This window comes from Halomonas sp. DP5Y7-2, assembly GCF_019802025.1.
Classification (GTDB): domain Bacteria; phylum Pseudomonadota; class Gammaproteobacteria; order Pseudomonadales; family Halomonadaceae; genus Halomonas; species Halomonas litopenaei_A.
In genome coordinates this window covers 209,337-234,294 of sequence record NZ_JAHVHY010000004.1, presented here as the reverse complement: position 1 = coordinate 234,294, position 24,958 = coordinate 209,337, and the positions used below count along the sequence as shown (strand labels likewise).

Below are 24,958 nucleotides of genomic sequence, written 5' to 3'. Positions count from 1 at the left end.
GAGAGAGAGCATGTTCAAGCAACGTCATATCGTCATCACCGGAGGCTCCTCCGGGCTTGGGCTGGCACTGGCCGGCAGACTGCTGGATAAAGGCGCCCGCGTCACTCTGGTGGCGCGCCAACGGGCGCGTCTGGAAAGCGCCCAGCGTTCACTCATCGCCGCACGGCCCTCCGCCGTGGTCGAGATTGAGGCTCTGGACGTGACCGATGCGGCCGCTACACGCAGCGGCATGGACGCCATTGCCGCCAGAACAGAGGGCATCGATGGCCTGATCAACTGCGCCGGCATCCTGCGCGAGGGCTACTTCGAGACCTTGACCGACAACGACTTTCGCGAGGTCATGGAGGTCAACTACTTCGGACCGCTCAACGCCACCCGGGCGGCATTGCCCCATCTGGTCGCCGGCAGCAACAACGACACCAGCACCGGCGCGCCCACGGCCTGGCTGATCAATATCGCCTCGGTGGCTGGCCTCACGGGCGTCTTTGGCTATACCCCCTACTGCGCCAGCAAACACGCCCTGGTGGGTTTGACCGAATCGCTCTACTACGAACTCTCGCCGCGTGGCATTCGCGTCCAACTGGCCTGCCCCGGCGAATTCGACTCCCCGATGGTGGATCAGCTCGAACAGGGCCGCACCCCGGAAAACCGCGCCCAGACGCTGTCCATTCCCAAGGCCAGCGTCGACGCCATCGCCGACGACATCATGGCTGGGCTGGCCCAGGGCGACTTCCTGATCGTGCCGACCCGCAAGGCGCGCCTGGCGACCCTGGGCATGCGACTGCTGCCGAGCCTGTCGCGCAGGCTGATGAGGCGCACCGTCGAACGGGTCTATCAGGGCCCCGACGACGGCCTGCAGCGACAGATCGGTTAGGTCGTGCGCCTCAACGCTGGCGAGGGTCAGGTGGCTGCGGCCTGTGCTTCCACAAAGGTCTGATGGTCCTGAGCCACGCAGCGGGCATAGCTCAGGGACAGGGTACTCACCATTTCCACGACGCTGTCCAGCTGACCGTCAACCTGGCGACCGACCGCACGGGCAAAGCGCCCAGGGTCGTCAGGCGTGAGCGCCGCTGCTCCGCGTAGATGCTCCCGAGCCAGAATCGCTCCCCACTGCTTCACCAGCTGCCGATACGCCTTGCCGCTGTCGAGCTTGTGGGTCGGAAAGTCCTCTTTGTAGGGAGACCGCTCACGCACCGAGAACACCTTGTCGCCCAGGTGCAGCCACCCCAGATAGATGTCGGGGTGTTCGGCAATGGCTCGAAAGGCGGCGGCGTGACGGGCGCCTTCGTGGGGAAAGGTGGCTTTCCAGGCTCGCTTGCCCGCGCTGCTCATGAGTACTAGCCCCGCTGGCCCCGGCTGCTCCTTGACGTCGAGAATGACATCGTCGTGCTCGTGATCCTTGCCTCCCTCGATCAATACGTAGAAGCGCTCGAGGCCCAGCGACCCGGTACCGGCATCGATCCGCCTGGCGGTATCCTTGACGGAAAAGTGCGCGTCCTCCGCGTCACTCAGCTCACCTTTCAGGGTACTGCGGTACTCTTCATTGATGGCCTTGCGCAGCTGACTATCCAGATGGGCAGGCAAGTTGATCAGCTTGCCTTCACGCTGCAGCCTGCGCCCGGTTTCCTCCTGCACGGTCCACTTGTCGAGCATCTTGGCCCGACTTTTCTTGCGTTCCACCTTCTGCATGAAGGGCTTGAGCGGCCCCTTGGCGGTATCGACACTGACATGCCCCGGCGACTCTCCCGCGCGATACGTCGCCAGGGTCTTGTGGTAGCTGAGCACCAGATGCTTGAGACCACGCCTCAATGTCTTGCGCGAGACGCCATTCTCCTCGGCATCCAGCACCAGGCTGATGGACAGGCGCCACAGGTCATACTGATAGTCCCCGATCAGCGCATCGTCGAAGTCGTCCATGCCATATCGCACGCGATCGTCATGGTGGCCATAGGCGCCGAAGTTGTAGGCGTGGGCATCGCCCTGCAACCATGTCTGCGTGTCCACCTGGCCACCGAAGAGAGAGAAGCGCCAGTCGTGCCAGACATCCGCCCAGTAAAGATGATTGGTGCCCCGAAAGAAGGCGTAGGGAGACGCCGCGATCTTGGCGTACTTGGTGCGCTGGTCATCCGCATCAAGGTGCGCGTTGGCCGTGTGGATGGCCTCCATGACCTGGCGCGGTCGATGGTGGCGAGTCAGGGGAAGTGACATGCCAGTCTCCTCGGCAGCTGACAGACGTCATCGGCAGACGATGCCGTCCAGTGAGTTTTCAGAGAGTGCCGCTTTTGGCCAGTCCTGGCCTCAAGGCGCGAATAGACGCGTCATCAAGCATACCTTTCGGGAGCCGGACATGCCGTCTCACCAGCCAACGCCGACCAGGCGCCGGGGCGACACGCTCGACAACCCCATCGTCAATGGTTGGCGGCACCTGCCCGCAGAGGACAGAGGCACAACGCACCGCGCTCGCCCATGGCTGGCGTAACGTGGTAATGATGAGGAGACGGCGGACGTCGAGGGGCAGGCGGTCTTCGTAGAAAGCGCGATCCCGAGGTATGGCGGGCCAGTAACGGTCATACCGGGCGGCCTGGGCATTACCTCAATGGGGATGACACCCGCCCCTGACACCGTCATCTTTTACGGCCACTGTGGAGACTCGATCATGCCAAGGCGCGCAACGCCCATCCAGGCTGACCCGCAAACCCGTTACGCCGGCTTTGCTGGCATCGACGTCTATCATCCTCCCGCCAGCAGCGCTCTGGGCGCTGTCGTCATCGCGGCAAGCGCCCGGGGCATCGCCAGAATTGACTTTATGGAGAACGCCGCGGCAGCGACGAGCACGCCCCGCGCCACGCCCTTGACGGAGGTCTGCCGTGAACAGCTGACAGAGTTCTTTGCCGGACAGCGTCAGCAGTTTGATCTACCGCTCGAGCCGCAGGGCACCGAGTTTCAGCGCCAGGTGTGGCAGGCACTGGCCGCCATTCCCTTCGGCGAAACGCGAAGCTACGGACAACTTGCCGAAGGCCTGGGACGCAAGGGTGCCCAGCGAGCGGTGGGGGCGGCCAACGGGCGCAATCCGATTTCGATCGTGATTCCCTGCCATCGGGTCATTGGCAGCGACGGCAGCCTGACCGGCTATGCTGGTGGGATGGGGCGCAAGCAGTGGCTGCTCGCCTTCGAAGCGCAGGAAGTGCCGCTGACGCTGTGCTGAGGGCAGCTAGCATAGACTCCGCCAGCCCGCCGCTCAGCGGACAGATATCACCTTGCCGGACGGAGAAAGGTCTCAGGACTCGACATTGGCAGACGCGATTCGCGGATCGAAGACCAGGTGCGCACGAATAGCCTGGACGTCATCCAGCGGGTGCTCGTAGCTCCACACAGCATCCTCATAGCGTTGCCCATCGACATCGACATGGAAGTAGCTGGCATCCCCCTTGAAGGGACAGTGCGTGCGCGTCTCGCTGGGCGTCAATCGTGTCATGTCCACATCAGCCCGAGGAAGATAAAGCCTCGTTGGATAGCCAGGTTCGTTCAACTCGAGCGCGTGCAGGGTGTCGGCGACCACCTCGCCATCAATATCCACTCGCACGCGAGTAGTCAGGGGATAGATCGCAATACGCTGTCGTGGTGCATCCATCGGCATTCTCCTGTGATTGATTAACCCGCAATCCCGCTGGCCAAGTGACGCCTCGCCGTCTTCCACTGGTAACTCACCGGGTGCCCTTCATCGACCGTGCCGATACCCGTATACGTGTGTTATCTCGGCGGTGCCACGCCTTTCGTTCTGACTATCACTAGAGCCTAGTACTGAGGATCATTAGAGCTTAGTGCTAACGGTGATTAGAGCCTAGTTCTGCCCGTCATGAGACCGTGTCCACGATGACTGCCATGGTCGCGGGCTCTGTAGGGACTATCTCGCTGCTATTGGGTGCTTTCTCAAGGAAAAAACTTACGTTCTCACGCAGCTATCCTACTGCGAGCGGCCCTGTTGACGTCTTTTTCTTGAGCTTCCCTCACCCCAGAATGAGAGGGGGCCGCTAGTGTCAGCCGCCCTTTTCATCACACCATCGCATCACACAATTGCATCACCCTATCGCTTCACACTATCCCGCTCTTTTCGGCAGATTATCATGCTGTGAGAATTCAACTCGGTCCGCGTTATGCTGCCTCGGTCGTGGTTCCCCCGACGTTTCCCTATTGACCAAAAATCAACGAAGACTCATTTAGTGGAATCCAATGTCAGGGTTTTCTATCCTAGGCCCTCGTGGCGCCATTTTCGGGCCACGAATCTGGCACTACCTGACGCGCTCAGGCGCATTCATGACGATAACATCTGGCGCATTTCAGCCGGTCAGACCCACCGGTGCGCCGCCCAAGGAAACTTCCATGCCCCCGTTCGCCCGCACATCGCTTGCCCTGGCCCTGCCTCTGCTGACCGCCGCCTGCGCCAGCATGTCCACCAGCAAACCCGCTGTCGCTCAATCCCTCGACTGGACCGCGACCCCCGTCTACACCACCCTGACGCTGTCTGCCGGCTTCCAGCCCGATCCCCAGACGGTCAGCGTCATGGCTGGCGGCGATACACGTGCAAGCGTTGTCAGTGCCGACTGTGCGGGCTTCGTCAATCCCGCTGCTCCGGACGTGGACATCAATTACACCGCCGGCAGCTATCCGCTGAAGATCGCCGCCAGCGCCTCCAGCGATACGACGCTGGTGGTCTATGATCCTGCCGGTATCTGGCACTGCAACGATGACGCCAGTGGCACCAATCCCGCCATTGTGTTGCCCAATCCGGCAAGCGGTAACTACAACGTGTGGATCGGCACCTATGAGTCGGGCGGCCGACTGGTGCCGGCGGAACTGCAAATTTCCGAGTCTGTGAGTTCGAACACCGCTGCAGCCAGTGCCTCTGCCAGTGCCTCCAACGATTACATTGGTGGCGATATCGAGTGGGGGGATGATGGTAGCCAGTGGAGCAATGACGGTGAGTGCGATGATCCGCGCTTCCTGGGCCCAGGCGCTGCCGCCGGCAACATCGACGCCGACCGCTTCCACGACGCCAGCGACTGCCGCAGCCTGTACGAACAGGGCCAGCTCTACTTGCGTTAAGAGACTTGTGCCAAGCAACTTGTGCTAAGAGAGTTCAGACGCGCGGATGACGCCTGCCGCCCTTCGCGTTCAGGACTCACCGCGTTCGGCCCTTTGCCCACGGGGTGCATGCGAAGTGCTACATGCCTTCACATGCACCTCATTTCGCGGCGGGTCCTGCGGTGGTGCCATGGAGATCCATCGCGACCAACGAGACTCTGCGTGTGTTTACCACATGGGCCTTCATCGCATGGTCATGGGAAGACGATACGCTGAACCGACCTTTTTCCTTCGGTGAACCCATGCACCACGATCGCCCCTCTTCACGCCGCCGCTCTTCACACGGTCGCGGTCCGGATCACACCTGTCCGGACCACCCGTGGCAAGATCATCCTGCTCCAGGGTATCGGGAAATTTTCCTGACGTTTCTTGGCCTGGGGCTGACATCCTTTGGCGGGCCTGTCGCTCACCTGGGCTACTTTCGGCAGGTCTTTGTCAAACAGCGTGGATGGCTTTCGGATACCGCTTACGCGGAGCTGGTCGCGCTGTGTCAGTTCTTGCCGGGCCCTGCCAGTAGCCAGGTGGGGCTGGCCATCGGGCTGATGCGCGGAGGACTGACGGGGGCGCTGCTGGCCTGGCTCGCCTTCACCCTGCCTTCTGCACTGGCGATGATGGCATTTGCACTGGGTGCTGGCAGCATGGACGGCGCCATCGGCGAGGCGCTGATTCATTCGCTCAAGCTGGTGGCCGTCGTCATTGTCGCTCACGCGATCCACGGCATGGCGCGTCAACTGTGTCCCGACCTGCCCCGTGCAGGCATTGCGCTGGCTGCCCTGGCGGTCATGCTCGCCATGGGTGGCATCAGTGCACAGGTGGCCGTCATCCTGTTCGGGGGCCTGTGTGGCATCTGGTGGCTAAGCGCCGACGCTCCGCCGGGCTCTACCACTTCCCTGGCGGCGCCCCTCGCTGGCTGGGTCAGTGCGCTGGCACTTTTGCTTGCCGCCGTGATGCTGGTGGCCTTGCCTATCCTGGCGGCAGGCACCGACGCGCTATGGGCCGACCTTGCCGACAGCTTCTACCGGGCGGGGGCTTTGGTCTTTGGCGGCGGCCACGTCGTGTTGCCGCTACTCGACGCCGAAATGGTGGGCAAGGGGCTGGTGTCTGAAGCGGACTTCGTGGCGGGGTACGGCGCTGCCCAGGCAGTCCCGGGGCCTCTGTTCACCTTTGCGGCCTATCTGGGCACCGTGGCGGGAGGCATGAGCCTATGGGCCGGTGCTCTTGCGCTGGTCGCCATCTTCCTTCCTGGCGCCCTGCTGGTGGTGGGCCTGCTGCCACTGTGGCAGCGCTTGGGCCAGCACGCTCGTTTGAGAGCGGCGATGAAGGGAGCCAATGCCGCCGTCGTCGGACTGCTCGGTGCGGCCTTCATCGATCCTATCTGTCGAAGTGCGATCGATTCGCTGGTCGACATCGCCACCGTGGCGGCAGGTTTTATTGTGCTGAAGCGCATCCCTGTGTGGGCGCTGGTGCTTCTGTTTCTGGCCCTTGGTCTGGTTCGGGGATCATGGAGCATGCTGCTGCAGGGGTAGTCCAGCAGCACGCTGGCTCTGGCTCTGGCTTTGGCTCCGACCCTGGTGTCACTCGGAACATCCCCCCGTCCCAGCGCATCCTCTCCCATCGCTGAGGGCAACCGCCCTCAGCAGGTCACGCCCGCGTGCTCCTGCTTGAGGCGATAGAAGTCCTCGACGATCTCCTCCATGGCGCCAGCGTCGTAGGGGCAGAGCCCGCTCACCACCAGCTTCTTGCCACCACGCCCAATCACCTCACCCGCCGCCTCAATGGCAAAATCGAGATGCACATCGCCACGCTTGCCAATCACTTCCAGCCGCGAGTCAAGCAGCCGCAATGCAGGCATCTGGGCATCCAGTCGATCCAGCGAGAAGCCCATGCTGTCGTAGATCACCAGCGGACGCTTGGGATTGAACATGACGCCGCAGTCTTCCATCAGCGGCTTCAGGTAGTGAGGGAAATTCTTGCCCGAAAAGGCGACATAGCAGCGCGTGAAGGCTTCGACCACCTGCTCGTCGAAGGTCACCTCACCACGCCGCTCTACCTCGAGGTAACACTTGCCATCACCGTCCTGCACCCGGATGACGCGATCACCATGCTCGATGAAACTGAGCGGGCGGTCGGCGCCCACCATGGCCAGGAACCGGAAATTCATGTGCTGCGACAGACCAAATCGCTTCAATACCAGGGCGAACAGCAGATCTCCGGGGACACAGAACCGACGGGCGCCCGGCGTGTGGATCGGATTGAAGTCACCGGCGATACACTTGGCAAAACGGCTGGCCTGTTCGGCGGACACCAAGATGCAATCGTCGATACAGGAATGATACTCATCAAGAAACATGGGACGGACGCCTGGCTAAAACTGGAGTGGGAAAGGCCGGCTCAGCCCTTCTGGCCCGCATGATGCCATAGATCCCCATCAAATGAGCAGGTCCGCGAATGCTTCAACCGATCCACGTCAGTTGCGCCAGCGTCGCGTTTCTTGTCCTGCCCGCCACTTCATGACACTTCTTTGCCGACATGTGACCCCTTATGGCTGCATCGGCTACCTCCAGGTCACGGCACCAACGCCCCCTACCAAAGGTGCAGCACAGCGCGCCTTTGGCAGCATATTGCGGTGCAAAACGCTGTGATAGGCTCGATGGCGATTTCTCCATCTTTCATTCATTTTCAGGATGCCATCGTCATGTACACGACTGATATTGGCTTACGACGACCACGTCGCTGGCCGCTGCTGATCGCCATGCTCCTGGCGGGCCTCACACTGGCAGGCAACAGCCTCGCTGTTACCGGAGAGCTTGATCTCACCAGCTCCACCACTGGCTTCATTGCGGTCGCCATCTTCGTACTGGCCTATGCACTGGTCATGGCCGAAGAAAAGCTGCACATGCGCAAGTCCAAGCCAGTATTGGTCGCTGCGGGCTTGATCTGGGCGCTGATTGGCTGGACCTACGTTCAGTCCGGTATGCCTGACGCGGCAGAGCATGCCTTCCACGTCACCCTGCTGGAATTTTCCGAGCTGATGCTGTTCCTGCTGGTGGCGATGACCTACATCAACGCCATGGATGAACGCAGGGTATTCGACGGGCTGCGCTCGTGGATGGTGCAGAAGGGGTTCAGCTATCGCACTCTGTTCTGGCTGACCGGCGGCCTGGCGTTCGTGATTTCCCCCATCGCCGACAACCTGACCACCGCGCTGCTGATGTGTGCAGTGGTGACGAAGGTGGCGGAAGGCGACAAGAAGTTCATCAATCTGTGCTGCATCAATATCGTGGTGGCGGCCAACGCGGGAGGGGCCTTCAGCCCGTTCGGCGACATCACCACGCTGATGGTCTGGCAGGCCGGACTGATCGAGTTTCAGGAGTTCTTCGACCTGCTGCTTCCCTCGCTGGTCAATTTCCTGGTGCCGGCGGTGGTCATGAGCTTTTTTATCCACAACCGTACCCCGGACAGCCTGGAAGAGACGGTCGAACTCAAGCGTGGCGCCAGACGGATCATTGTGCTGTTCCTGCTGACGGTAGCGACTGCCGTGGCCTGCCATACCCTACTGCACCTGCCGCCGGTGCTGGGCATGATGACCGGGCTCGGCTACCTCCAGTTCTTCGGCTTCTACCTGCGCAAGAGTCTGCCGAAGTCGTTGGACCGCAAGCGCACTGCCTATACCCAGAAAGGTGACTGGAAGAAGCTCGAACAGCTCGGCAGTGTGGTGCCCTTTGACGTCTTCAACCGCGTGGCGAGGGCCGAGTGGGATACGCTGCTGTTCTTCTACGGCGTCGTCATGTGCGTCGGTGGCCTGGGCTTCATGGGCTATCTCGGTCTGCTCTCCGACGTGATGTACCAGCAGTGGGATGCGACCTGGGCCAATATCGCGCTGGGCATCATCTCGGCGGTGGTCGACAACATTCCCGTGATGTTTGCGGTGCTGACGATGGAGCCGGACATGTCCCACGGCCACTGGCTGCTGATCACGCTGACCGCAGGCGTCGGAGGCAGCTTGCTGTCGATCGGATCTGCTGCAGGGGTCGCATTGATGGGCCAGGCTCGCGGCTACTACACCTTCATGGGCCACCTGCGCTGGGCGCCGGTGATTGCCCTGGGCTACGCCGCCAGCGTTGCCGTGCACCTGTGGCTCAACCAGGCTAGCTTCGCCGTTTCAGGCTGAACCCGCTATCCGAAGCGAGGACCAACGCAGGTGCTGGGAGCGCTTGCGTTGGTGGCATAAACTCTTTGCTACCTCTCTTTTGCCGCACATTGGCTCTCCTTAGGATAAGCTTGTTAAAGCACAATACAGACGCATGACATGCGTAAAGACATAAGGCTATCCGCTCTTGCATGGCGCTGCCGTCGCCTATACCGCGCAGGCGCCATGACGCAAGGAAGCCAAGCAGGGAACTCAGACCTTTATGACACCGTGGATGCCACTCTCCAGGCGACATCTGCCCGCTAGCGGGGCGATCGAGAGGCTGCATTGATGCGCAAGGCTGCTCTTCGCCTCCTGTTCTGCGTATGTACGGCTCTGCTGACAGGAGGGCTCGTCGGCACGACCGCGTGGGGAAAGCCCCCGACTGACGTCGCCGTCATCGCACACCCTGGCGTCGCCCTGCAGGAGCTGGACCGAGACACGCTCAGGGCGATCTTTGCCATGCGTCTTCGCACCTGGCCCGACGGCCATGCGGCGGAAGTTTACGTACTGGCCAACGACGACCCGGTTCACGGGGCCTTCGTCAAACAATGGCTCTCCGTCTATCCCCACCAACTGCAGTTGGCATGGGACCGCATTGTATTTTCCGGCACTGGCCAGGCACCCCACCGCGTGCGCAGCCAGCGGGACATGATTGACACGGTGGCGTCCACCCCAGGTGCCATCGGCTACATCGAAAGGGAGTACCTGGATGAGCGCGTCCAAGCCATCAGCAGGGATTAGCGAAGCGCTATCAGCTTGCCGCGAGCCATTTTCGCCTGGCATCCACGGCGGCCACTATCATGCCACGGGGCGAGAGCCTCAACGCCATGGCCTACTCCGCGTATCGCCGGCCCGGCTAGGCCTGTTGGCGACGCTGGTGCTGGCCTGCCAGGCCAAGGCACATGCCAGCCCGTTGGATACGGTTCAGGTTCATGGTTTCCTCAGCCAGGCGCTGGTCATCACCGACGACAACAACATGTTTGGTGACAGCAGCGACAGCGGCGGCAGCTGGGACTATACAGAGCTGGGCATCAACGCATCGATTCGGCCCACGGAGAACCTGCTGCTCGCAGCACAGGCATTGAGTCGTCGCGCCGGAGGGATCGACAATGGCTCCATCGAGCTCGACTACGGAATCGCCGACTGGCAGCTGCTGTCCAACACAGAGCGCACTTTCGGCGTGCAACTTGGGCGCTTCAAGAACCCTTTCGGCTTCTACAACCAGACCCGTGACGTTGCCTTCACTCGCCCCAGTATCCTGCTTCCCCAGTCGATCTACTTCGATCGCACGCGTTCGCTGGGACTTTCCGCCGACGGCCTGAAGCTCTATCACGAAGAGCGCATCAATGATGGCGTGATTCATACCCAGCTCGGGGTCGGCCAGGCTCAGGTCGACGATGATGTCGAAGAGGTCCTCGGCCTGGATGTCCTGCCGGGCTCCTTCGATGCCGATACCTCGCTGGTGGGGCAGGTCCGCTATGAACATGATGGTGGACGCATGGTGTTCGCCTTGAGTGCCGCGTCCGTCAAGGCCGACTATGACTCTCCCGGAGCCTTTCCCGGAGACGGCAAGCTGGACTTCCAACCCTGGATATTTTCCGCGCAATACAATGCCGAGCAATGGAGTCTGACGGCGGAGTATGCCCTGCGCGATGTCGAGCTGGCCGGGTTCAATGCGTTCGAGGACAACAAGAACCAGGGCGAAAGCTGGTACGTGCAGTACCGTCGCCGTTTTCTCGACGACTGGCGCTGGCTGATTCGCTACGACAGCCTGGTCAACGACCGCGATGACCGTAACGGCAACGACTACGAACGCGAGGGCCGTGGGCCGAGCTATTCCCAGTACGCCAACGACTGGACCTTCGGGTTGCAGTGGCAGCCCCATAGCCGCGTCATGCTGGCGGGGGAGTACCACCACGTGGACGGCACTGCCTGGCTGCCGGTGCAGGACAATCCGGACCCGCGTGATACAGAGCGCAGCTGGGACATGTGGCTCTTTCAGCTGTCGTTGAGGTTCTGATGTCACGTGCTTCCGATAGCCGATCCCAGCGCTTGCGCCTGGGCTTGACCTGGCGTGTGGTGACGCTGACCAGCCTATTGCTGGTCGCCCTGGCGGTGCTCTTCACGTACCTCTCCTACACCAACCTCACGCGGCAGTTCACGGCCTCTCGCCAGGAACAGATCGAGCGCCAGCAACGAGAGCTCGAATTTGCCATCCGCCGCTCGGAGAACGGCTTGCAGCAGCTGGCGGGACTCATTGCCGCGTCTCCTGACCTGGGTCCCGCACTACGCCGCCCCACTCTGCCCTCGTCGGCTGCCGAGCTGTCACCGGATCTGGCATCGCTGTGGCCCTCACTGCAGCTGGAAGCCGGCGTTGAACGCATGCTGGTGTACGACGACCAGGCTGGCCAGGTCATGGCGCTGGGAGGCGAACCGGACCAGCAGGCGCCCTCTCGCTACACGCGCTGGATGACCACCGTCATGCGTGAGGAGCGCCCCTTATCCCCTCTTGAGTGTGCCCCCCAGTGCCGCCAGTATGCCGTGGTCCCCATTCTGGCCGATGGCGGCAGTTCCGGAGCTTTGCTGCTATCGCGTTCCCTGGCCGACGTGACCCGCCAGACCCGCGATATCTCGACCAGCGAGGTGGCGCTGATCAGCCTTGTGGCCAGCGACGACCAAGGGCCAGGCACCCAGGCCGAGCGACAGCTGCCTGACTGGCAAGGGCGCGTACAGGCCGTGACCAATGCGCCCCACAGCCTGGCGCTGCTCAGGCAGGCAAGTCGCAAGGGCTCGCTCGAGGACCTGGCGCGAACGCCACTGCGCATACAGCAGGACGGTCGCCATCTCGAGCTGTCGGCTGTGCCGCTGACCTCATCCTCCGGAACACGTGCGCCCGCCTACTTTGTGCTGATGTCCGACATCACCACGCAGATTCATGCCATCCAGCTGGACACCCGCACCCAGATGATCGCGAGCCTGTTTGGCTGGCTATCGGCTGAACTGCTGCTGCTGGCGATTCTGCTGCGGCCCATGGCCCGCCTGCGCCGCGTGGCCTCGGTGCTGCCATTACTGGCTCGAGGCGGCTTCTCCCAGGCGCGTGATGCACTGCCGCTGGCGCCACGCCGCCTACCGGACGAGATCGATGTGCTGGAAGCCAGCACACTGACCCTCGCTGACCATCTCGAGCGTCTGCAACAGCAGGTCAGCCAGCGTGGCGAAGAGCTGGCTCGCCGGATCGAGGAGCTGGCCCGGGAGCGAGACTTCATCAGCAGCCTGATCGATACCGCCCAGGTCTATATCCTGACCCAGGACGAGGAAGGACGTATCGACATGATCAACGCCTACCTCGAACAGCAGCTGAGCTGTCCGTCTCGCGAACTGCTGGGACGCCGTTTCGACGACATCTTCGATGCTGCGCTGGAGGCCACCACGCCAGGCTCGTCCCGACTGCAGGAGGAGCGGACCCTGACCCTGCCCGATGGTGAGCTACGCACCATCATCTGGTACCACAGCCCCCTACTGGGCCGCGACAGCACGTCTCTGGCACGGATTTCGGTCGGCCTTGATATCACTGAACGCAAGGCGGCCGAGTCTCGCCTGACCTGGCTCGCCGAGCGCGATCCGCTCACTGAGCTCTACAATCGACGCTTCTTCCTCGAATCCCTGCGGCGTGCACTGAGCCGTGGCGAACACGGTGCAGTGATGCTGCTGGATCTGGACCAGTTCAAGGAGGTCAATGAACTCAGCGGTCATCACGCAGGCGACCGCATGCTGCACACCGTGGCCCGGTTGCTGCAGCAGGAGTATGCCCACCGCGGGGTGATCGCACGTCTCGGGGGAGATGAGTTTGCGTTGCTGCTGAATGGCGTGGACGAGGATCATGCCATACGCATTGCCCAGCACCTGAACCAGCTGTTCGAAAGCCTCGGCTTTGTTGCCGAAGGCCGCCGCCACAGGATCACTGCCAGCATAGGCATCGTCCCCTTCCCCAGTGAAGGGGCCACACCTGCAGACCTGATGGCCAGCGCCGACGTAGCCATGTACAAGGCCAAGGCCAGCAACCTCCAACGCTGGCACCTGCTGGCCACGCTGGAGAACGCTCGTGACGAGTTGAATGAGCGCGTCTACTGGGTAGACCGTATCCGCCGTGCGCTGGTCGACGGCGACTTTGTGTTGATGGTGCAACCCATCGTCAAGCTTGAAGACCGCTCCATCCGTCACTACGAGGTGCTGCTGCGGTTGCGTGATGACGATGGCAGCCTGATCTCTCCCGCTCGCTTTATCCCGGTGGCAGAGCACTCCGGTCAGATCGTGGCCATCGATCGCTGGGTGCTGCACCACTGCGTGCACGCCCTGGCGCGCCTTGACGGCATCAGCCTGGCGGTGAACCTGTCTGGCCAGTCACTGCATGACGAGGGTCTCAAGCAATTCCTGGCGGACTTGCTTGAGACCAGCCAGGCGGATCCCCACCACCTGGTGCTGGAAGTCACCGAAACCGCTGCCGTGACCGACTTTTCGACGGCACGAGGCGTACTGCAGAGCGTTCGCGACCTGGGCTGCCGTACGGCGCTGGATGACTTCGGGGTGGGCTTCTCGAGCTTCCACTACCTGGGTCAGCTGCCCGTCGACTACATCAAGATCGATGGCTCCTTCATCCGTAGCCTGGCCACCAGCCCCGATAGTCGTGTGATCGTCAAGGCGGTTTCCGACATTGCCACCGGCTTCGGCAAGCAGGCCGTCGCCGAGTTTGTGGATCAGGAGGCCCTGATCCCTCTGCTGTCGTCTTACAACATTGCCTACGGCCAGGGCTATCACCTGGGCCGCCCGGTGCCGTTCGAAGAGGTCTTCGACTTCAATCCAGTGAACAATACGCACCACGGGAAATAGTGCATATTAAAGGGACCTTAATAACAAGGGGAGGAGCGCATCTTGAGCGGGTATGCCACCTCCCCGCGACAGGCAGGAACCGACAACAGGGAGGTCACCGTCCATGCCAGCAGATGAGGCGCACAGTTCGACGCAGCGGCAACGCTTGCTAGAGCAATTTGCCGATCAATTTCGCGTCATTCTTGTACGTACCGCCGAGGACCGTGAGCGGGTCTATTCTCTGCGCCACGATGTGTTTCTACGCGAGCTGAACTACGCGTTGCCTGGCAGCCATGACGCCAATCAGGAGCACGATGACTTCGACGACCAGGCCTTGCACTGCCTGGTCGAGCACCGGGCCAGCGGACTCGCTGCCGGGTGCGTGAGACTGGTATTTCCGCCGTCGGATCGCCCTGACCACCTTCCCGTCATCGATGCCACTCGACACGTGTTCAGCAGCCGAGAGCTTCACCCCCAGCAACATCAAGGCCGCGACGTCGCAGAAATCTCGCGCCTGGCCATATCACGGCTCTTCCGAGCCCAGGCAGCAGACGAAGACATCCAGCTTGCCCAGTTCCCGCCCGAGGAGCGTCGCGCCTTTCCGCTGATCGTCACCGGCCTGTTTCTCAGTGCCCACGCGCTGGCGGGACTGACCTCTCGTCGCCATCTGTATGCCTTGATGGAACCGCCGCTGGCAAGGCTTTTGACCTTATCCGGGTTTCGCTTCCAATCCGCCAGCGACACCATTCAATACTGCGGCGTCAGGCGCGCCTACTATATCGACAATGATCTCGCCGAGCGCGAACGCAACCCCCTGCTCGACCCTCTCTACTACCGCCTGCGTGACTCACTGAGCCGCCAGCTGCCCGCCGCTGCGGAGCCATCCCACGGCCCCGGAGGCTTATGGTACCGATCCTTCGACTGCCTCTCGTGAGCCTGTCTCGCATAAGCCTAGCTCACCTGCCCCACAGGCCACTGCGGCATCTCCTTCTTCCAGTGTCAGGAAAGGTCCCGGGTAAAGACTACCGGTCCAGCCCAGGGTCATGATGGCCAGCACATTGCGATGCTCTCCACTGGCCAGATCGAGGCTGCCGTCGGTGCCTGGCAGGATTCCCGTGGAGGGATCACGACGCTCCAGCAGGATGGCATGCAGCGTATCCACCAGTGGGTGATCCGCACGTCCCCCGAGCTGCAGCGAGAGCGCGACCTCGGCCACGATATCCGTCTTGACCTGGGCGAGTGCAGAGGACTGGGACACCAGGGCTTCCACCGCCCAGTCGACCGACCGATGTTGGGCAGTGCGCTGATAGTAGCGACTGGCGGCGATGACAAAATGCGTCAGGCCGTAGAGCCAATTGTGATAGTCGGCGGAAGACAGCTCGGCGATCCGCTCCGCCGGGTACAGCGAGCGAAAGGCCGACGCCACGTCGTCACGTAGATCGACGATACCCAGCTCAGCGAGAAACGTCGCCTGATTGGCGACCTGGGCCGCATAGACAGAGATAACCTCGGGGTCGGTCAGGAAGGCGTGCCAGTCGACCTCGTCAAGCGCCCGCGTGAGTGACGCGTACTGGCCGGGAGGCAGACGCTCCAGTAGACCGTGATACTGAGCCTGGGTCAGCCGAAACAGGATTCCCATTGGCAACATCATCTGTGGATAGTCCGCCAGCATCGCCTTGCGCCGCCGCTGCTTGGCCCGAGTCTCGGGATAGCCCTCGAGCAGCTGGCGATTACGTGCGCGCAGCGCCGCAGGATCCTCCACCGTGGCGGCGTCACGCGCCAGCTGTTGCAGCAGGCGCTGGGCGTACTGACGATTCCAGCAAAGATAGGCGGGATCGCCGGTCAGTCGCCACAGTCGCTGTGCATAGTGACGCTGCTTGTCATTGGGCAGGGATTCCAAGGCCCCGTCGTAGCTGGCACGAATCTCGATCGCCGCCTGGCGCGAGCGGGCCTCCAGTACACCTGCCTCATGGACAGGGGCCAAGGCGTCGGCAGGTGCGTGGCTAGCAGGTGAATCCTCAGCTACGCGTGTGGATACATCGCCAACGTCATATGCCGACGCAGGGGCCGCCCAGGATAACCCTACCAGCACCACATACAGCAGCCTGCGCTGCAGTCGCCGACACCTCTGCCACTGTCCCATTGCGCGCCCCCTTGCCCCGGTAACGTCGGCACACCCCCTGTGCACGCCATACGGCGCTTTTCAGACAGGCGGTGCGTTTCTGGCAAGATAGTTGATCACGCCGTCAACGACACTTGCCTAGGGTTTGTACGAAAAGTCGACGAGCGAAGGTTAGACAAGGCAAAAATCGGTGAGAAAGCGCAGTTTACAGGGGGTAAATGAGCATTTTGACCGGGCTGGCGTACCAGCTGATTTTTAACGCCGTATTACCGAGCGCAGGCACTTTTCAGACAAGCCCTAGTGGCCGTCGTCCTCATCAGGCCACAGCCGTGCCGCCTTGCGACGGGACACCAGGCGAACGCGCATCTTGGGGCGTGCCGGTGCAGGACTCAAAGGCGCTTGAGGGGCAGCCGTAGAGGCATCGCGCCGTTGCTCGTGCGCTAACGAAGCTTCAGCCGCTGAGGACGTGTCATCTGGGGGGGAGGCTGACGCAGACGGCTCGATCACGACCCACGCCACCAAGGGCAGCGCCAGTTGCCAGCGGATGGCGGCAAGCCTCAAGCCTAGGGTGGTGGCCAGGGACAGCACGATCCCCAGCATTGGCAGCTCGAGTCGAGTCAACACCACATATACGACCCCACCGGCAATGGCGGCGGTGGCGTACACCTCGCGACACAGCACCATGGGCACGCGACGCGCCAGCACGTCTCTGACCATGCCGCCCGCCACACCGGTAAACAGCCCCATCAGAACAGCGACCAGCCCCGAGGTGTCCAGCAGCAACGCCTTGTTGGCGCCGATGATGACAAACAGCGCGAGGCCGAAGGCGTCTGCTACCGGCAGGACCACCCGGTGGAGGCGGTGGATGTAGTGAAAGCCCACCAGGGCGCCCATGACGGTGGCCAGAATGACCCAGAGATAGACAGGATCACGCACCCAGAAAACCGGAGCCACGCCGAGCACCAGATCGCGCAGCGTGCCTCCGCCCACGGCGGTGACGGCGGCCAGCACCAGCATGCCGATGGGGTCCATGCGCGAACGGCATGCCAGCAAGATACCCGAAAGCGCGAACACGACGGTGCCCGCCAGATCAAGCGCATAGACCAGCTGTGTATCCACTCCTTAGATCCCCTGACACGATTGCCTAACCATCAACTCGGAGCGTACACCGAGCGCGCCCGCTCCAGATGCGCCTGCATCTCGCGAATGGCGGCCCCTTCATCGGCCTTCTTGAGTGCCGCCAGGATGCGCTCGTGCTCTTCCAGCGTCACGTGCTCGCTGCCCTTCCAGTGAATCAGCGAGGTGTGAAACCGGGCCAACCATTCAAACATGGCGCGACTGACGGCGACGAAGATGGGGTTCCCGGTAGACTCGGCGATGGCGACGTGAAAGTCCATATCCGCCGCGATGAAGGCCTTGATGTCTCGGTTGAGCGCACGCCTCTGCTGGGCAACCAGTGCTTCGAGTCGCGCCAGGTCCTTCGGCGCCAGCTTGCGCGCGGCCCTCGCCACCATGCCGACCTCAAAGAACTTCCTGGCCTCTTTCAGGTGATCCAGCGTTGCCGGCTCAGTCGCCAGCAGGTGCATGGCGGTCAGTTCGATCTGCGCCAGCATGCCGTCGGCGCTGGGCGTCAGTACCTTGGGCCGCTGCCCATGATGAATCGCTACCAGGCCGAGACGTTCCAGAGCCTGCACGGCCTCCCGAATAGCCGGTCGCCCTACCCCAAAGGACTCCATCAGCTCGCGCTCGGAGGGCAGGCTGTCGCCTGGCGCATACGCCCCCTCCAGCAGCTGTTGATACAGCCGGTCAAACACCTCGTCGGACAACTTGCGGCGAGAAATCTTCAACGAGTCGCTCATGGCTCATTTCCTGCACTGTCTGGGCTCGTGATCGCCTCCATGACGGGGCGCGAGCGTGACACTCGACCAAGGTCGTGTTTGACACTATCGGTCACTTATATTGTCATCATACCAGTTGCACAACGACTTGCCTCCTTCCTCATTCGAACAGGTTACCTGACCATGACCAGCATTGCCTTGATCGGCGCCGGCGGCAAGATGGGCGCCCGCCTCTCCCGCAACCTCTCGTCCTCGGACTTTGAAGTGCGTCATGTGGAAGTCAGCGAGCAGGGGCGCCAGCGCCTTCGCGATGAATTGGGGATCGAGTGCGTCGACAGCGGCGAGCAGGCGGTGAAGGGGGCAGATGTGGTCATCCTGGCCGTGCCCGATACATTGATTCAGAAGATTGCCGCCGACCTTTCGCCGTCCATTGCTCCTGGCACCATGGTGATCTGCCTGGACGCCGCTGCACCGTTTGCCGGTCACCTGCCGGATCGTGACGACCTGGTCTACTTCGTGACCCATCCCTGCCATCCGCCGATCTTCAACGACGAGACCACGCTGGAGGCCAAGCGCGACTACTTTGGCGGCAGCCATGCCACCCAGCACATCGTCAGTGCCTTGATGCAGGGTGACGAACAGCATTTTGCCCTCGGCGAGTCCGTGGCCCGCACCATCTACGCTCCAGTCGGACGCAGCCATCGGGTCAGCGTTGAACAGATGGCCCTGCTTGAGCCCGGTCTGTCCGAGACCGTCTGTGCCACACTGCTATCGGTGATGCGGGAAGCCATGGATGAAGTGGTCGCCCGAGGCGTAAGCCACGAGTGCGCGCGAGACTTCTTGCTCGGCCACCTCAATATCCTGGGCGCGGTGATCTTCGACGAGCAGCCAGGTGCCTTCTCCGATGCCTGCAACAAGGCCATCGAGAACGGCAAGCCGATGCTGATGCGGGACGACTGGAAGCGTGTCTTCGAGCCTGACGCCATCGCCGACAGCATTCAGCGCATCACCTGACGCCCACTCCCGCGTCCCGCTGATCAAGGAGCCCCTGGCATGAGCCGTATCGAAGCCCGCTATCTGATCGAGACTCCGTTCGACGTGGCCCATGCCTGCGACGTCATGGCCGGGGAGCAATCCTGCGGCACCTTTACCCGGCTGGCCGCGGAGACCGACGAGTTGCGCGAGCGCCATGCCGCCAGGGTGGAATCCATCGAGCTGCTCGACAGCGTCACGACGCCGTCCTTGCCCATGCCGACACGCCCCCAACCCGACGGCACGCGCTATCAACGGGCTCGAGTGACGCTGTCCTGGCCGCTGGAGAATCTGGGGCCTTCGCTGACCACGCTGATGGCCACCCTGGCCGGCAACCTGTATGAGTTGAAGGAATTCTCGGGTCTCAGGCTCGAGAGCGTCCAGCTGCCGGATGCCTTTGCCGGAGCGTATCCTGGCCCTCAATTCGGCATCGCCGGCACTCGACAGCTGACCGGCATTGGCCAGGGCCCGCTAATCGGCACCATCATCAAGCCCAGCGTGGGGCTGGACCCACAGGCCACTGCCGGCGTCGTCCAGCAGCTGCTGGATGGCGGGATCGACTTCATCAAGGACGACGAGCTTCAGGGCAATGGTCCCCACAACCCATTGGAGGCTCGCGTCGATGCCATCATGCCGCTGGTCCATGCCCATCAGCAGAAGACCGGTCGCAAGGTCATGGTGGCGTTCAATATCACCGGCGAGATCGACGACATGCGTCGCCACCACGACCACGTGCTGGCCGCTGGCGGCAGCTGTGTCATGGTGGCGCTCAACGCGGTGGGCCTGGCCGGCGTCAGCCACCTGCGCCGTCACTGTCAGCTGCCGATTCATGGCCATCGTGCCGGCTGGGGCATGTTCAGTCGCGACCCACTGCTGGGGATGGACTTCGCCGCCTGGCAAACGTTCTGGCGCCTGGCGGGGGCCGACCACCTTCATGTCAATGGCCTGGCCAACAAGTTCTCGGAGTCTGACGCAAGCGTTGCCGCCAGTGCCAGGGCCTGCCTGACCCCACTGTTTCCCGCTGCTGGCCCTGCCCATACGGTGATGCCGGTGTTCTCCTCCAACCAGACGGCCTGCCAGGCGATCGATACCTGGCGTGCCATGGGCGGCTCCAGCGACATGATCGTCACCGCTGGGGGCGGCATCATGGCACATCCCGGCGGTATTGCCGCCGGCGTCAGGAGCCTGCGTCAGGCCTATGATGCAGCCGCCCAGGGGGTTTCCCTTGCCGAGCACGCGCGCGAGCACCGCGAACTGGCCCAGGCCTTGGAGACCTTCTGCCCATGAGCGAGCTGCTGCTGAGCTACTACGGTGACGATCTGACCGGCTCCACCGATGCACTGGAAGCCCTCGCCAGCCACGGCGTGCCCAGCGTGCTGTTCACCCGCCGCCCCAGTGACGAGCAGCGAGCGCGCTTCGCCCACTGCCAAGCCCTGGGGCTCGCCGGCACCAGCCGCAGCGAATCCAATGAGTGGATGCGCCGCGAGCTCAAGCAGGCCTTCCACTGGCTGGCCCAGCAAGGCGCCGAGCTGACCCACTACAAGACCTGCTCGACCTTCGACAGCAGTCCCGAGGTGGGCAGCATCGGCTGCGCCATGGAAGTGGGCCGCAGCGTCTTCGGCGACACCCCGATTCCGCTGGTGGTCGGCGTGCCACAGATGCGCCGCTACACCGTCTTCGGCGAACTCTTTGCCGCCTACCAGGACCAGGTCTATCGGATTGACCGGCACCCCGTCATGGCGCGTCATCCGGTGACCCCCATGCGAGAAGCCGACCTGCGCCGCCACCTGGGGGAGCAGACGGCGCTGTCGATTGGACTGATCGCCGCGCCAAGCCTGACTCACCCAGATATCGACGACCATGTGGATGAAGCGATGGCGGCGTCATCCGCGGTGCTCTTCGACGTGCTCGAGCCACACCACCAGCAGGCGGTGGGCTACCAGCTGTGGCGGACGCGCCCTGGTGTTACAGGGACCTCTGGTGGCGGCCTCGTGGTGGGCTCTTCAGGGGTGGAATACGCCCTGCTGCGCGAATGGCAGCGCCAGGGCACGCTAGCGGGGCCAGCAGCATTTGCACCGCTCCCCTCGGTGGATCGGATTGCGGTGGTCTCTGGCAGTGTCTCGAGTACCACGGCTCGGCAGATTGACTGGGCCCGACGGCACGCCAACTTTCACACCATTGAAGTGGATGCCAAGCGCCTGGCCGATCCAGTCTCCTGCCAGCAGGTCATGGCCAGCGCGGTGAGCGAGGCCCTTGAGGCATTGAACAAGGGGCGCAGCATCATTGTGCATACCGCCATGGGCCCCGACAGCCACGACGACAGCCTGACGGCGGAATCCAGCCGCCACCGCCTCGGCAAGTCATTGGGCGAGATGCTCAGGCGACTGGTCGATGACCAGGGACTGAGCCGCGTCTGTGTGGCGGGTGGCGATACATCGAGCCACGCCATCGCCGCGCTGGACATCCACGCGCTGACCGTTCGGCTGCCACTGCCGGACACCCCTGGCTCGCCGCTATGCCAGGCTCACAGCGACGATCCTCGCTACCACGCCCTGGAGGTGGCCTTCAAAGGCGGCCAGATCGGGGGCGACGACTACTTCGAACGCCTGCGGCGGGGCAGCCACATCGCCGACCACGAGCATTAGTCCGGTCGTGCCAGCGCACGGCCACCAAGCGTCATCCCGCAAAGAGGAAACAACAATGACGATGTCCCAACGCCACGCTCTCTCGCTTCATCCTGCTCAACAGCGCTCTCGCCCGGCACTTCTCGGCACCACGGCGCTCAGGCCATGTCTGCTGGCGGTGGCCACCGCTCTGTTCTCGCTACCGGCACTGGCCGCCCAGACCATCACCGTGGGTCACACCACATCGGACAGCTCGCACTATTCCGAGGGCATCGATGCCTTCAAGGCTACCCTGGAGGAGCTGTCCGGGGGAGAGTTCACCGTCAATGAGCAATCCTCCGGAGCGCTTGGCGGCGAACGCGCCATGATCGAGGGGCTGCAGATCGGCACCATCGATGCCGTCGTCACCTCCACCGGCCCCCTCGGCAACTTTGTGCCGGAGACCTATGTGCTCGACCTGCCGTTCCTGTTCAAGGACTATGCCCATGCCCGCTGCGTGCTGGATGGCGAGGTGGGCCAGGACCTGTTGGACAAGATCGGCGAACATGACCTCGTGGGACTCGCCTGGACCGAAAACGGCTTCCGCCACATGACCAACAGTCAGCGTGATATCAACACTCCGGAAGACGCCCAGGGGCTGAAGATTCGCACCATGGAAAACGAGATGCACATGGCCGCGTTTAACGAGATGGGCGTCCACCCCACGCCGATGGCCTTCCCGGAGCTGTTTACCGCACTGCAACAGGGCACCGTCGACGGCCAGGAAAACCCCATTTCGGTGATTCTCACCGGCAACCTGTGGGAAGTGCAGGACCGTCTGTCGCTGACCGGCCATGTCTATTCGCCGGCCATCATGCTGGCCTCGCCAATCCTGTGGGACGGCCTCACCGACGAACAGAAGGGCTGGTTCATGGAAGCCGCCCACGCCGGTGCCGAAGCGACCCGCGCCATGGTCTCCCGACTCGAGACCGAGGGCGTGGAAGAGCTCAAGGCCAAGGGCATGACCGTGGTCGAGGACATCGACAAGGCACAGTTCCAGGCAGCCGTCGAGCCGTCTTACTCGGTCTATACCGATGAGTACGGCTCCGAGATGCTCGACCGCATTCGCGCCAGCGACTGCGGCAACTGATCTCGCGGGGTCGTCCGGGGTGACTCGGACGCGCCTGGCCAGCTAGCGCCTGTCGCGGGCTGGCCAGGCGCTCCCCGTGGCCGACTCCCTGTCACTCGAGATGAGGAACGTCTCATGCTGGATCTGTTCTTCCGCTTCGAGCGCGCCGTTTCCCAGATCGCCCTGTACGCAGCGGTGCTGATGCTGGTGGCCTCGGTCAGTCTTGGCTTCTACCAGGTGCTGACGCGCTTTGTTTTCGATGCGCCGTCTACCTGGTCCGAGGTGATGGCCCGCTCCACCATGATCTGGTGCGTCTTTATGGGTGCTGCTGCCACCTTCCGCGGCGGCTACATGATGGCCGTCGAGGTGATCTACAAGCTGGTGCCGGCCCCTGCGCTGAAGGTGCTGGAAAGCGTGATTGCCCTGTGCTGCATGATCGTGCTGGCGATCCTGGTGATCTATGGCTATCAAATGACCCTGCGGGTACAGAACCAGATGCTCTCTGGGGTTGGCATTTCGATCGCCTGGATCTATGCCGCCATCCCGATCGGCGCGGCCTTCTCGCTGCTGTCGGTGATCACTCGCCTGGTCGCCCAGTTGACCGGGCGCGAGACGATCGGCGTGGCCGACGCCGAAGCCCCCCTGGCACCGCCGGCGACGCCTCCCTCTGCATCCACCACCTCGACCGCCAGCGCTGCCGACGAGGGGAGGAAGACACCATGAATGCTGCCATTGGCCTGTCGCTGATCATCCTGTTTGCCCTTGGCGTACCGATTGCCGTCTCGATTCTGCTGGCGTCGGTCATCGGCATCGAATTCTTTACCCGCTTCCCGCTGCTGATGGTGCCCCAGCAGATGTTTGTCGGCATCGACAACTTCCCGCTGATGGCGATTCCCTTCTTTATCCTGGCTGGCAACCTGATGGCCGCCGGTGGCATTTCCCAGCGCCTGGTCGACCTTGCCAAGTCCATCGTGGGGGGCCTGCAAGGCGGCCTGGCCATGACCTGCGTGTTGACCTGCATGCTGTTTGCTGCGGTATCGGGCTCAAGCGTGGCCACCACCTTTGCCATTGGTTCGATCCTGATCCCGGCGATGGTCGCCCATGACTATCCGCGCCCCCTGGCCGCCTCCATTCAGGCGTCCTCGGCGGAACTGGGGGTACTGATCCCTCCGTCCATTCCGCTGATTCTCTACGGCGTCAGCACCGACACCTCGATTGGGCGGCTGTTTATCGCGGGGATCGGGCCGGGGTTGCTGATCGGATCGGCGCTGCTGCTGTTTCTCTACGTCTTCTGCAAGCTCAGAGGCTATGGCCTGCGTGACCGCGAAGATCGTGCCTCCTTTGGTTCCTCGCTGCGGCGCGCCTGGGCGGCCTTGCTGATGCCGGTGGTGGTGATCGGCGGTATCTACGGTGGGGTCTTCACCCCCACCGAGGCCTCTGCAGTGGCGGTGTTCTATGCACTGATCGTCGGCGGGCTGGTCTACCGTGAACTTCCCCTGCGCGAACTGTTGCCGATTCTGCGCCAGAGCGTCATCTCTACCGCCACCGTGATGCTGATCATCTCTGCCGCCGCTCTGTTCAGCTTCCTGATCAGCCGCTCGGGACTGCCTGGGGAGGTCGCCGCCTGGGTCACCCAGGTGTTCGAGAGCCCGGTAAGCTTCCTGCTGGCGGTCAACGTGATGCTGCTGGTGATCGGCATGTTTGTCGAAACCTCGGCAGCCATTCTGGTGCTGGCTCCTATCTTCACGCCTATCGCCGTGCAGTACGGCATCGACCCGGTGCACTTCGGGCTGATCGTGGTGGTCAACCTGGCGCTCGGCATGTTCACCCCGCCGCTAGGCGTCAATCTGTTCGCCGCCTGCGCCGTCGCCAAGCTGTCCATCGACCAGCTGATTCCGTGGCTCGCGCGCTTTGTTCTGGTCGTGCTGGCCTGCCTGATGGCCATCACCTACCTGCCCTGGATCTCGTTGGGCCTGGTGGACCTGCTGTACTGACACCCTGTACCTCGCGTTAGCCCGCGTCGCCCGGCGCGGG

The 24,958-nt window shown here is 62.8% G+C and carries 21 protein-coding genes; 15 read left to right on the top strand and 6 right to left on the bottom strand.

Annotated elements, in window-relative coordinates; genetic code table 11:
* Positions 1–10 precede the first annotated feature (10 nt).
* Entirely contained in the window at positions 11–874 is an 864-nt protein-coding gene (locus KUW18_RS07805) for an SDR family NAD(P)-dependent oxidoreductase (protein WP_206941425.1), read from the top strand.
* Between the two features lie 26 nt (positions 875–900).
* Here KUW18_RS07805 and KUW18_RS07800 read toward each other — a convergent pair whose 3' ends face one another.
* Positions 901–2,208 (bottom strand): DUF2252 domain-containing protein, encoded by a 1,308-nt coding sequence (locus tag KUW18_RS07800; protein ID WP_206941427.1) that lies wholly within the window; start codon positions 2,206–2,208, stop codon positions 901–903.
* A gap of 448 nt (positions 2,209–2,656) precedes the next feature.
* Between KUW18_RS07800 and KUW18_RS07795 the strand changes: the two genes are divergently transcribed.
* Positions 2,657–3,205, top strand: coding sequence for a methylated-DNA--[protein]-cysteine S-methyltransferase (locus KUW18_RS07795; protein ID WP_206941429.1), 549 nt, complete (start codon positions 2,657–2,659; stop codon positions 3,203–3,205).
* Positions 3,206–3,277: 72 nt separating this feature from the next.
* On the opposite strand, the gene KUW18_RS07790 is transcribed toward KUW18_RS07795, so the two are convergent.
* Complete coding sequence (locus KUW18_RS07790) at positions 3,278–3,631, bottom strand: DUF427 domain-containing protein (protein ID WP_206941431.1); 354 nt, start codon at positions 3,629–3,631, stop codon at positions 3,278–3,280.
* A 749-nt stretch (positions 3,632–4,380) separates the two neighbouring features.
* On the opposite strand from KUW18_RS07790, the gene KUW18_RS07785 reads away from it, so the two are divergent.
* Positions 4,381–5,103, top strand: coding sequence for a hypothetical protein (locus KUW18_RS07785; protein ID WP_206941433.1), 723 nt, complete (start codon positions 4,381–4,383; stop codon positions 5,101–5,103).
* Between the two features lie 281 nt (positions 5,104–5,384).
* Positions 5,385–6,668, top strand: coding sequence for a chromate efflux transporter (chrA, locus tag KUW18_RS07780; RefSeq protein ID WP_206941434.1), 1,284 nt, complete (start codon positions 5,385–5,387; stop codon positions 6,666–6,668).
* A 107-nt stretch (positions 6,669–6,775) separates the two neighbouring features.
* Here chrA and KUW18_RS07775 read toward each other — a convergent pair whose 3' ends face one another.
* Positions 6,776–7,492: a DUF3581 family protein gene (locus tag KUW18_RS07775; protein ID WP_206941436.1), complete on the bottom strand. Its 717-nt coding sequence runs from the start codon at positions 7,490–7,492 to the stop codon at positions 6,776–6,778.
* Between the two features lie 345 nt (positions 7,493–7,837).
* On the opposite strand from KUW18_RS07775, the gene nhaD reads away from it, so the two are divergent.
* The 5 genes from nhaD (at position 7,838) to KUW18_RS07750 (ending at position 15,134) form a co-directional block, all read left to right on the top strand.
* Positions 7,838–9,313 carry a sodium:proton antiporter NhaD gene (gene nhaD, locus KUW18_RS07770; RefSeq protein ID WP_206941438.1) on the top strand — a complete coding sequence of 492 codons (1,476 nt, stop codon included), beginning with the start codon at positions 7,838–7,840 and terminating at the stop codon, positions 9,311–9,313.
* 309 nt (positions 9,314–9,622) lie between these two features.
* On the top strand, positions 9,623–10,075 hold the full coding sequence (locus KUW18_RS07765) for a hypothetical protein (protein ID WP_224851969.1): 453 nt from the start codon (positions 9,623–9,625) through the stop codon (positions 10,073–10,075).
* Entirely contained in the window at positions 10,044–11,354 is a 1,311-nt protein-coding gene (locus KUW18_RS07760; protein ID WP_261396466.1) for a hypothetical protein, read from the top strand. Before KUW18_RS07765 ends, KUW18_RS07760 begins: the two co-directional genes overlap by 32 nt.
* Positions 11,354–14,221, top strand: a complete 2,868-nt coding sequence (locus tag KUW18_RS07755; protein ID WP_222237664.1) for an EAL domain-containing protein — start codon at positions 11,354–11,356, stop codon at positions 14,219–14,221. The genes KUW18_RS07760 and KUW18_RS07755 overlap by 1 nt, the downstream gene beginning before the upstream one ends.
* Before the next feature lie 103 nt (positions 14,222–14,324).
* Complete coding sequence (locus tag KUW18_RS07750; RefSeq protein WP_222484289.1) at positions 14,325–15,134, top strand: PEP-CTERM/exosortase system-associated acyltransferase; 810 nt, start codon at positions 14,325–14,327, stop codon at positions 15,132–15,134.
* On the opposite strand, the gene KUW18_RS07745 is transcribed toward KUW18_RS07750, so the two are convergent.
* The 3 genes from KUW18_RS07745 to nanR form a co-directional block, all read right to left on the bottom strand.
* Positions 15,102–16,343: a DUF3541 domain-containing protein gene (locus KUW18_RS07745; protein ID WP_222561136.1), complete on the bottom strand. Its 1,242-nt coding sequence runs from the start codon at positions 16,341–16,343 to the stop codon at positions 15,102–15,104. The genes KUW18_RS07750 and KUW18_RS07745 overlap by 33 nt on opposite strands.
* A 276-nt stretch (positions 16,344–16,619) precedes the next feature.
* Positions 16,620–17,441, bottom strand: a complete 822-nt coding sequence (locus KUW18_RS07740; RefSeq protein ID WP_224908485.1) for a trimeric intracellular cation channel family protein — start codon at positions 17,439–17,441, stop codon at positions 16,620–16,622.
* A gap of 32 nt (positions 17,442–17,473) precedes the next feature.
* Positions 17,474–18,181 (bottom strand): transcriptional regulator NanR, encoded by a 708-nt coding sequence (nanR, locus tag KUW18_RS07735; protein ID WP_206941446.1) that lies wholly within the window; start codon positions 18,179–18,181, stop codon positions 17,474–17,476.
* Between the two features lie 162 nt (positions 18,182–18,343).
* Between nanR and KUW18_RS07730 the strand changes: the two genes are divergently transcribed.
* The 6 genes from KUW18_RS07730 to KUW18_RS07705 all read left to right on the top strand — a co-directional run bounded on the left by KUW18_RS07730 (position 18,344) and on the right by KUW18_RS07705 (position 24,918).
* Positions 18,344–19,174, top strand: a complete 831-nt coding sequence (locus KUW18_RS07730) for a phosphogluconate dehydrogenase C-terminal domain-containing protein (RefSeq protein ID WP_206941448.1) — start codon at positions 18,344–18,346, stop codon at positions 19,172–19,174.
* Positions 19,175–19,213: 39 nt separating this feature from the next.
* Positions 19,214–20,479, top strand: coding sequence for a ribulose-bisphosphate carboxylase large subunit family protein (locus KUW18_RS07725; RefSeq protein WP_222561135.1), 1,266 nt, complete (start codon positions 19,214–19,216; stop codon positions 20,477–20,479).
* Positions 20,476–21,837: a four-carbon acid sugar kinase family protein gene (locus KUW18_RS07720; protein WP_222561134.1), complete on the top strand. Its 1,362-nt coding sequence runs from the start codon at positions 20,476–20,478 to the stop codon at positions 21,835–21,837. Before KUW18_RS07725 ends, KUW18_RS07720 begins: the two co-directional genes overlap by 4 nt.
* Before the next feature lie 55 nt (positions 21,838–21,892).
* A complete protein-coding gene (locus KUW18_RS07715; RefSeq protein ID WP_206941454.1) occupies positions 21,893–22,945 on the top strand; it encodes a TRAP transporter substrate-binding protein in 1,053 nt (350 codons plus the stop codon).
* A gap of 114 nt (positions 22,946–23,059) precedes the next feature.
* Positions 23,060–23,647, top strand: a complete 588-nt coding sequence (locus KUW18_RS07710) for a TRAP transporter small permease (protein WP_222162677.1) — start codon at positions 23,060–23,062, stop codon at positions 23,645–23,647.
* A complete protein-coding gene (locus KUW18_RS07705) occupies positions 23,644–24,918 on the top strand; it encodes a TRAP transporter large permease (RefSeq protein ID WP_206941456.1) in 1,275 nt (424 codons plus the stop codon). Before KUW18_RS07710 ends, KUW18_RS07705 begins: the two co-directional genes overlap by 4 nt.
* Positions 24,919–24,958 lie beyond the last annotated feature (40 nt).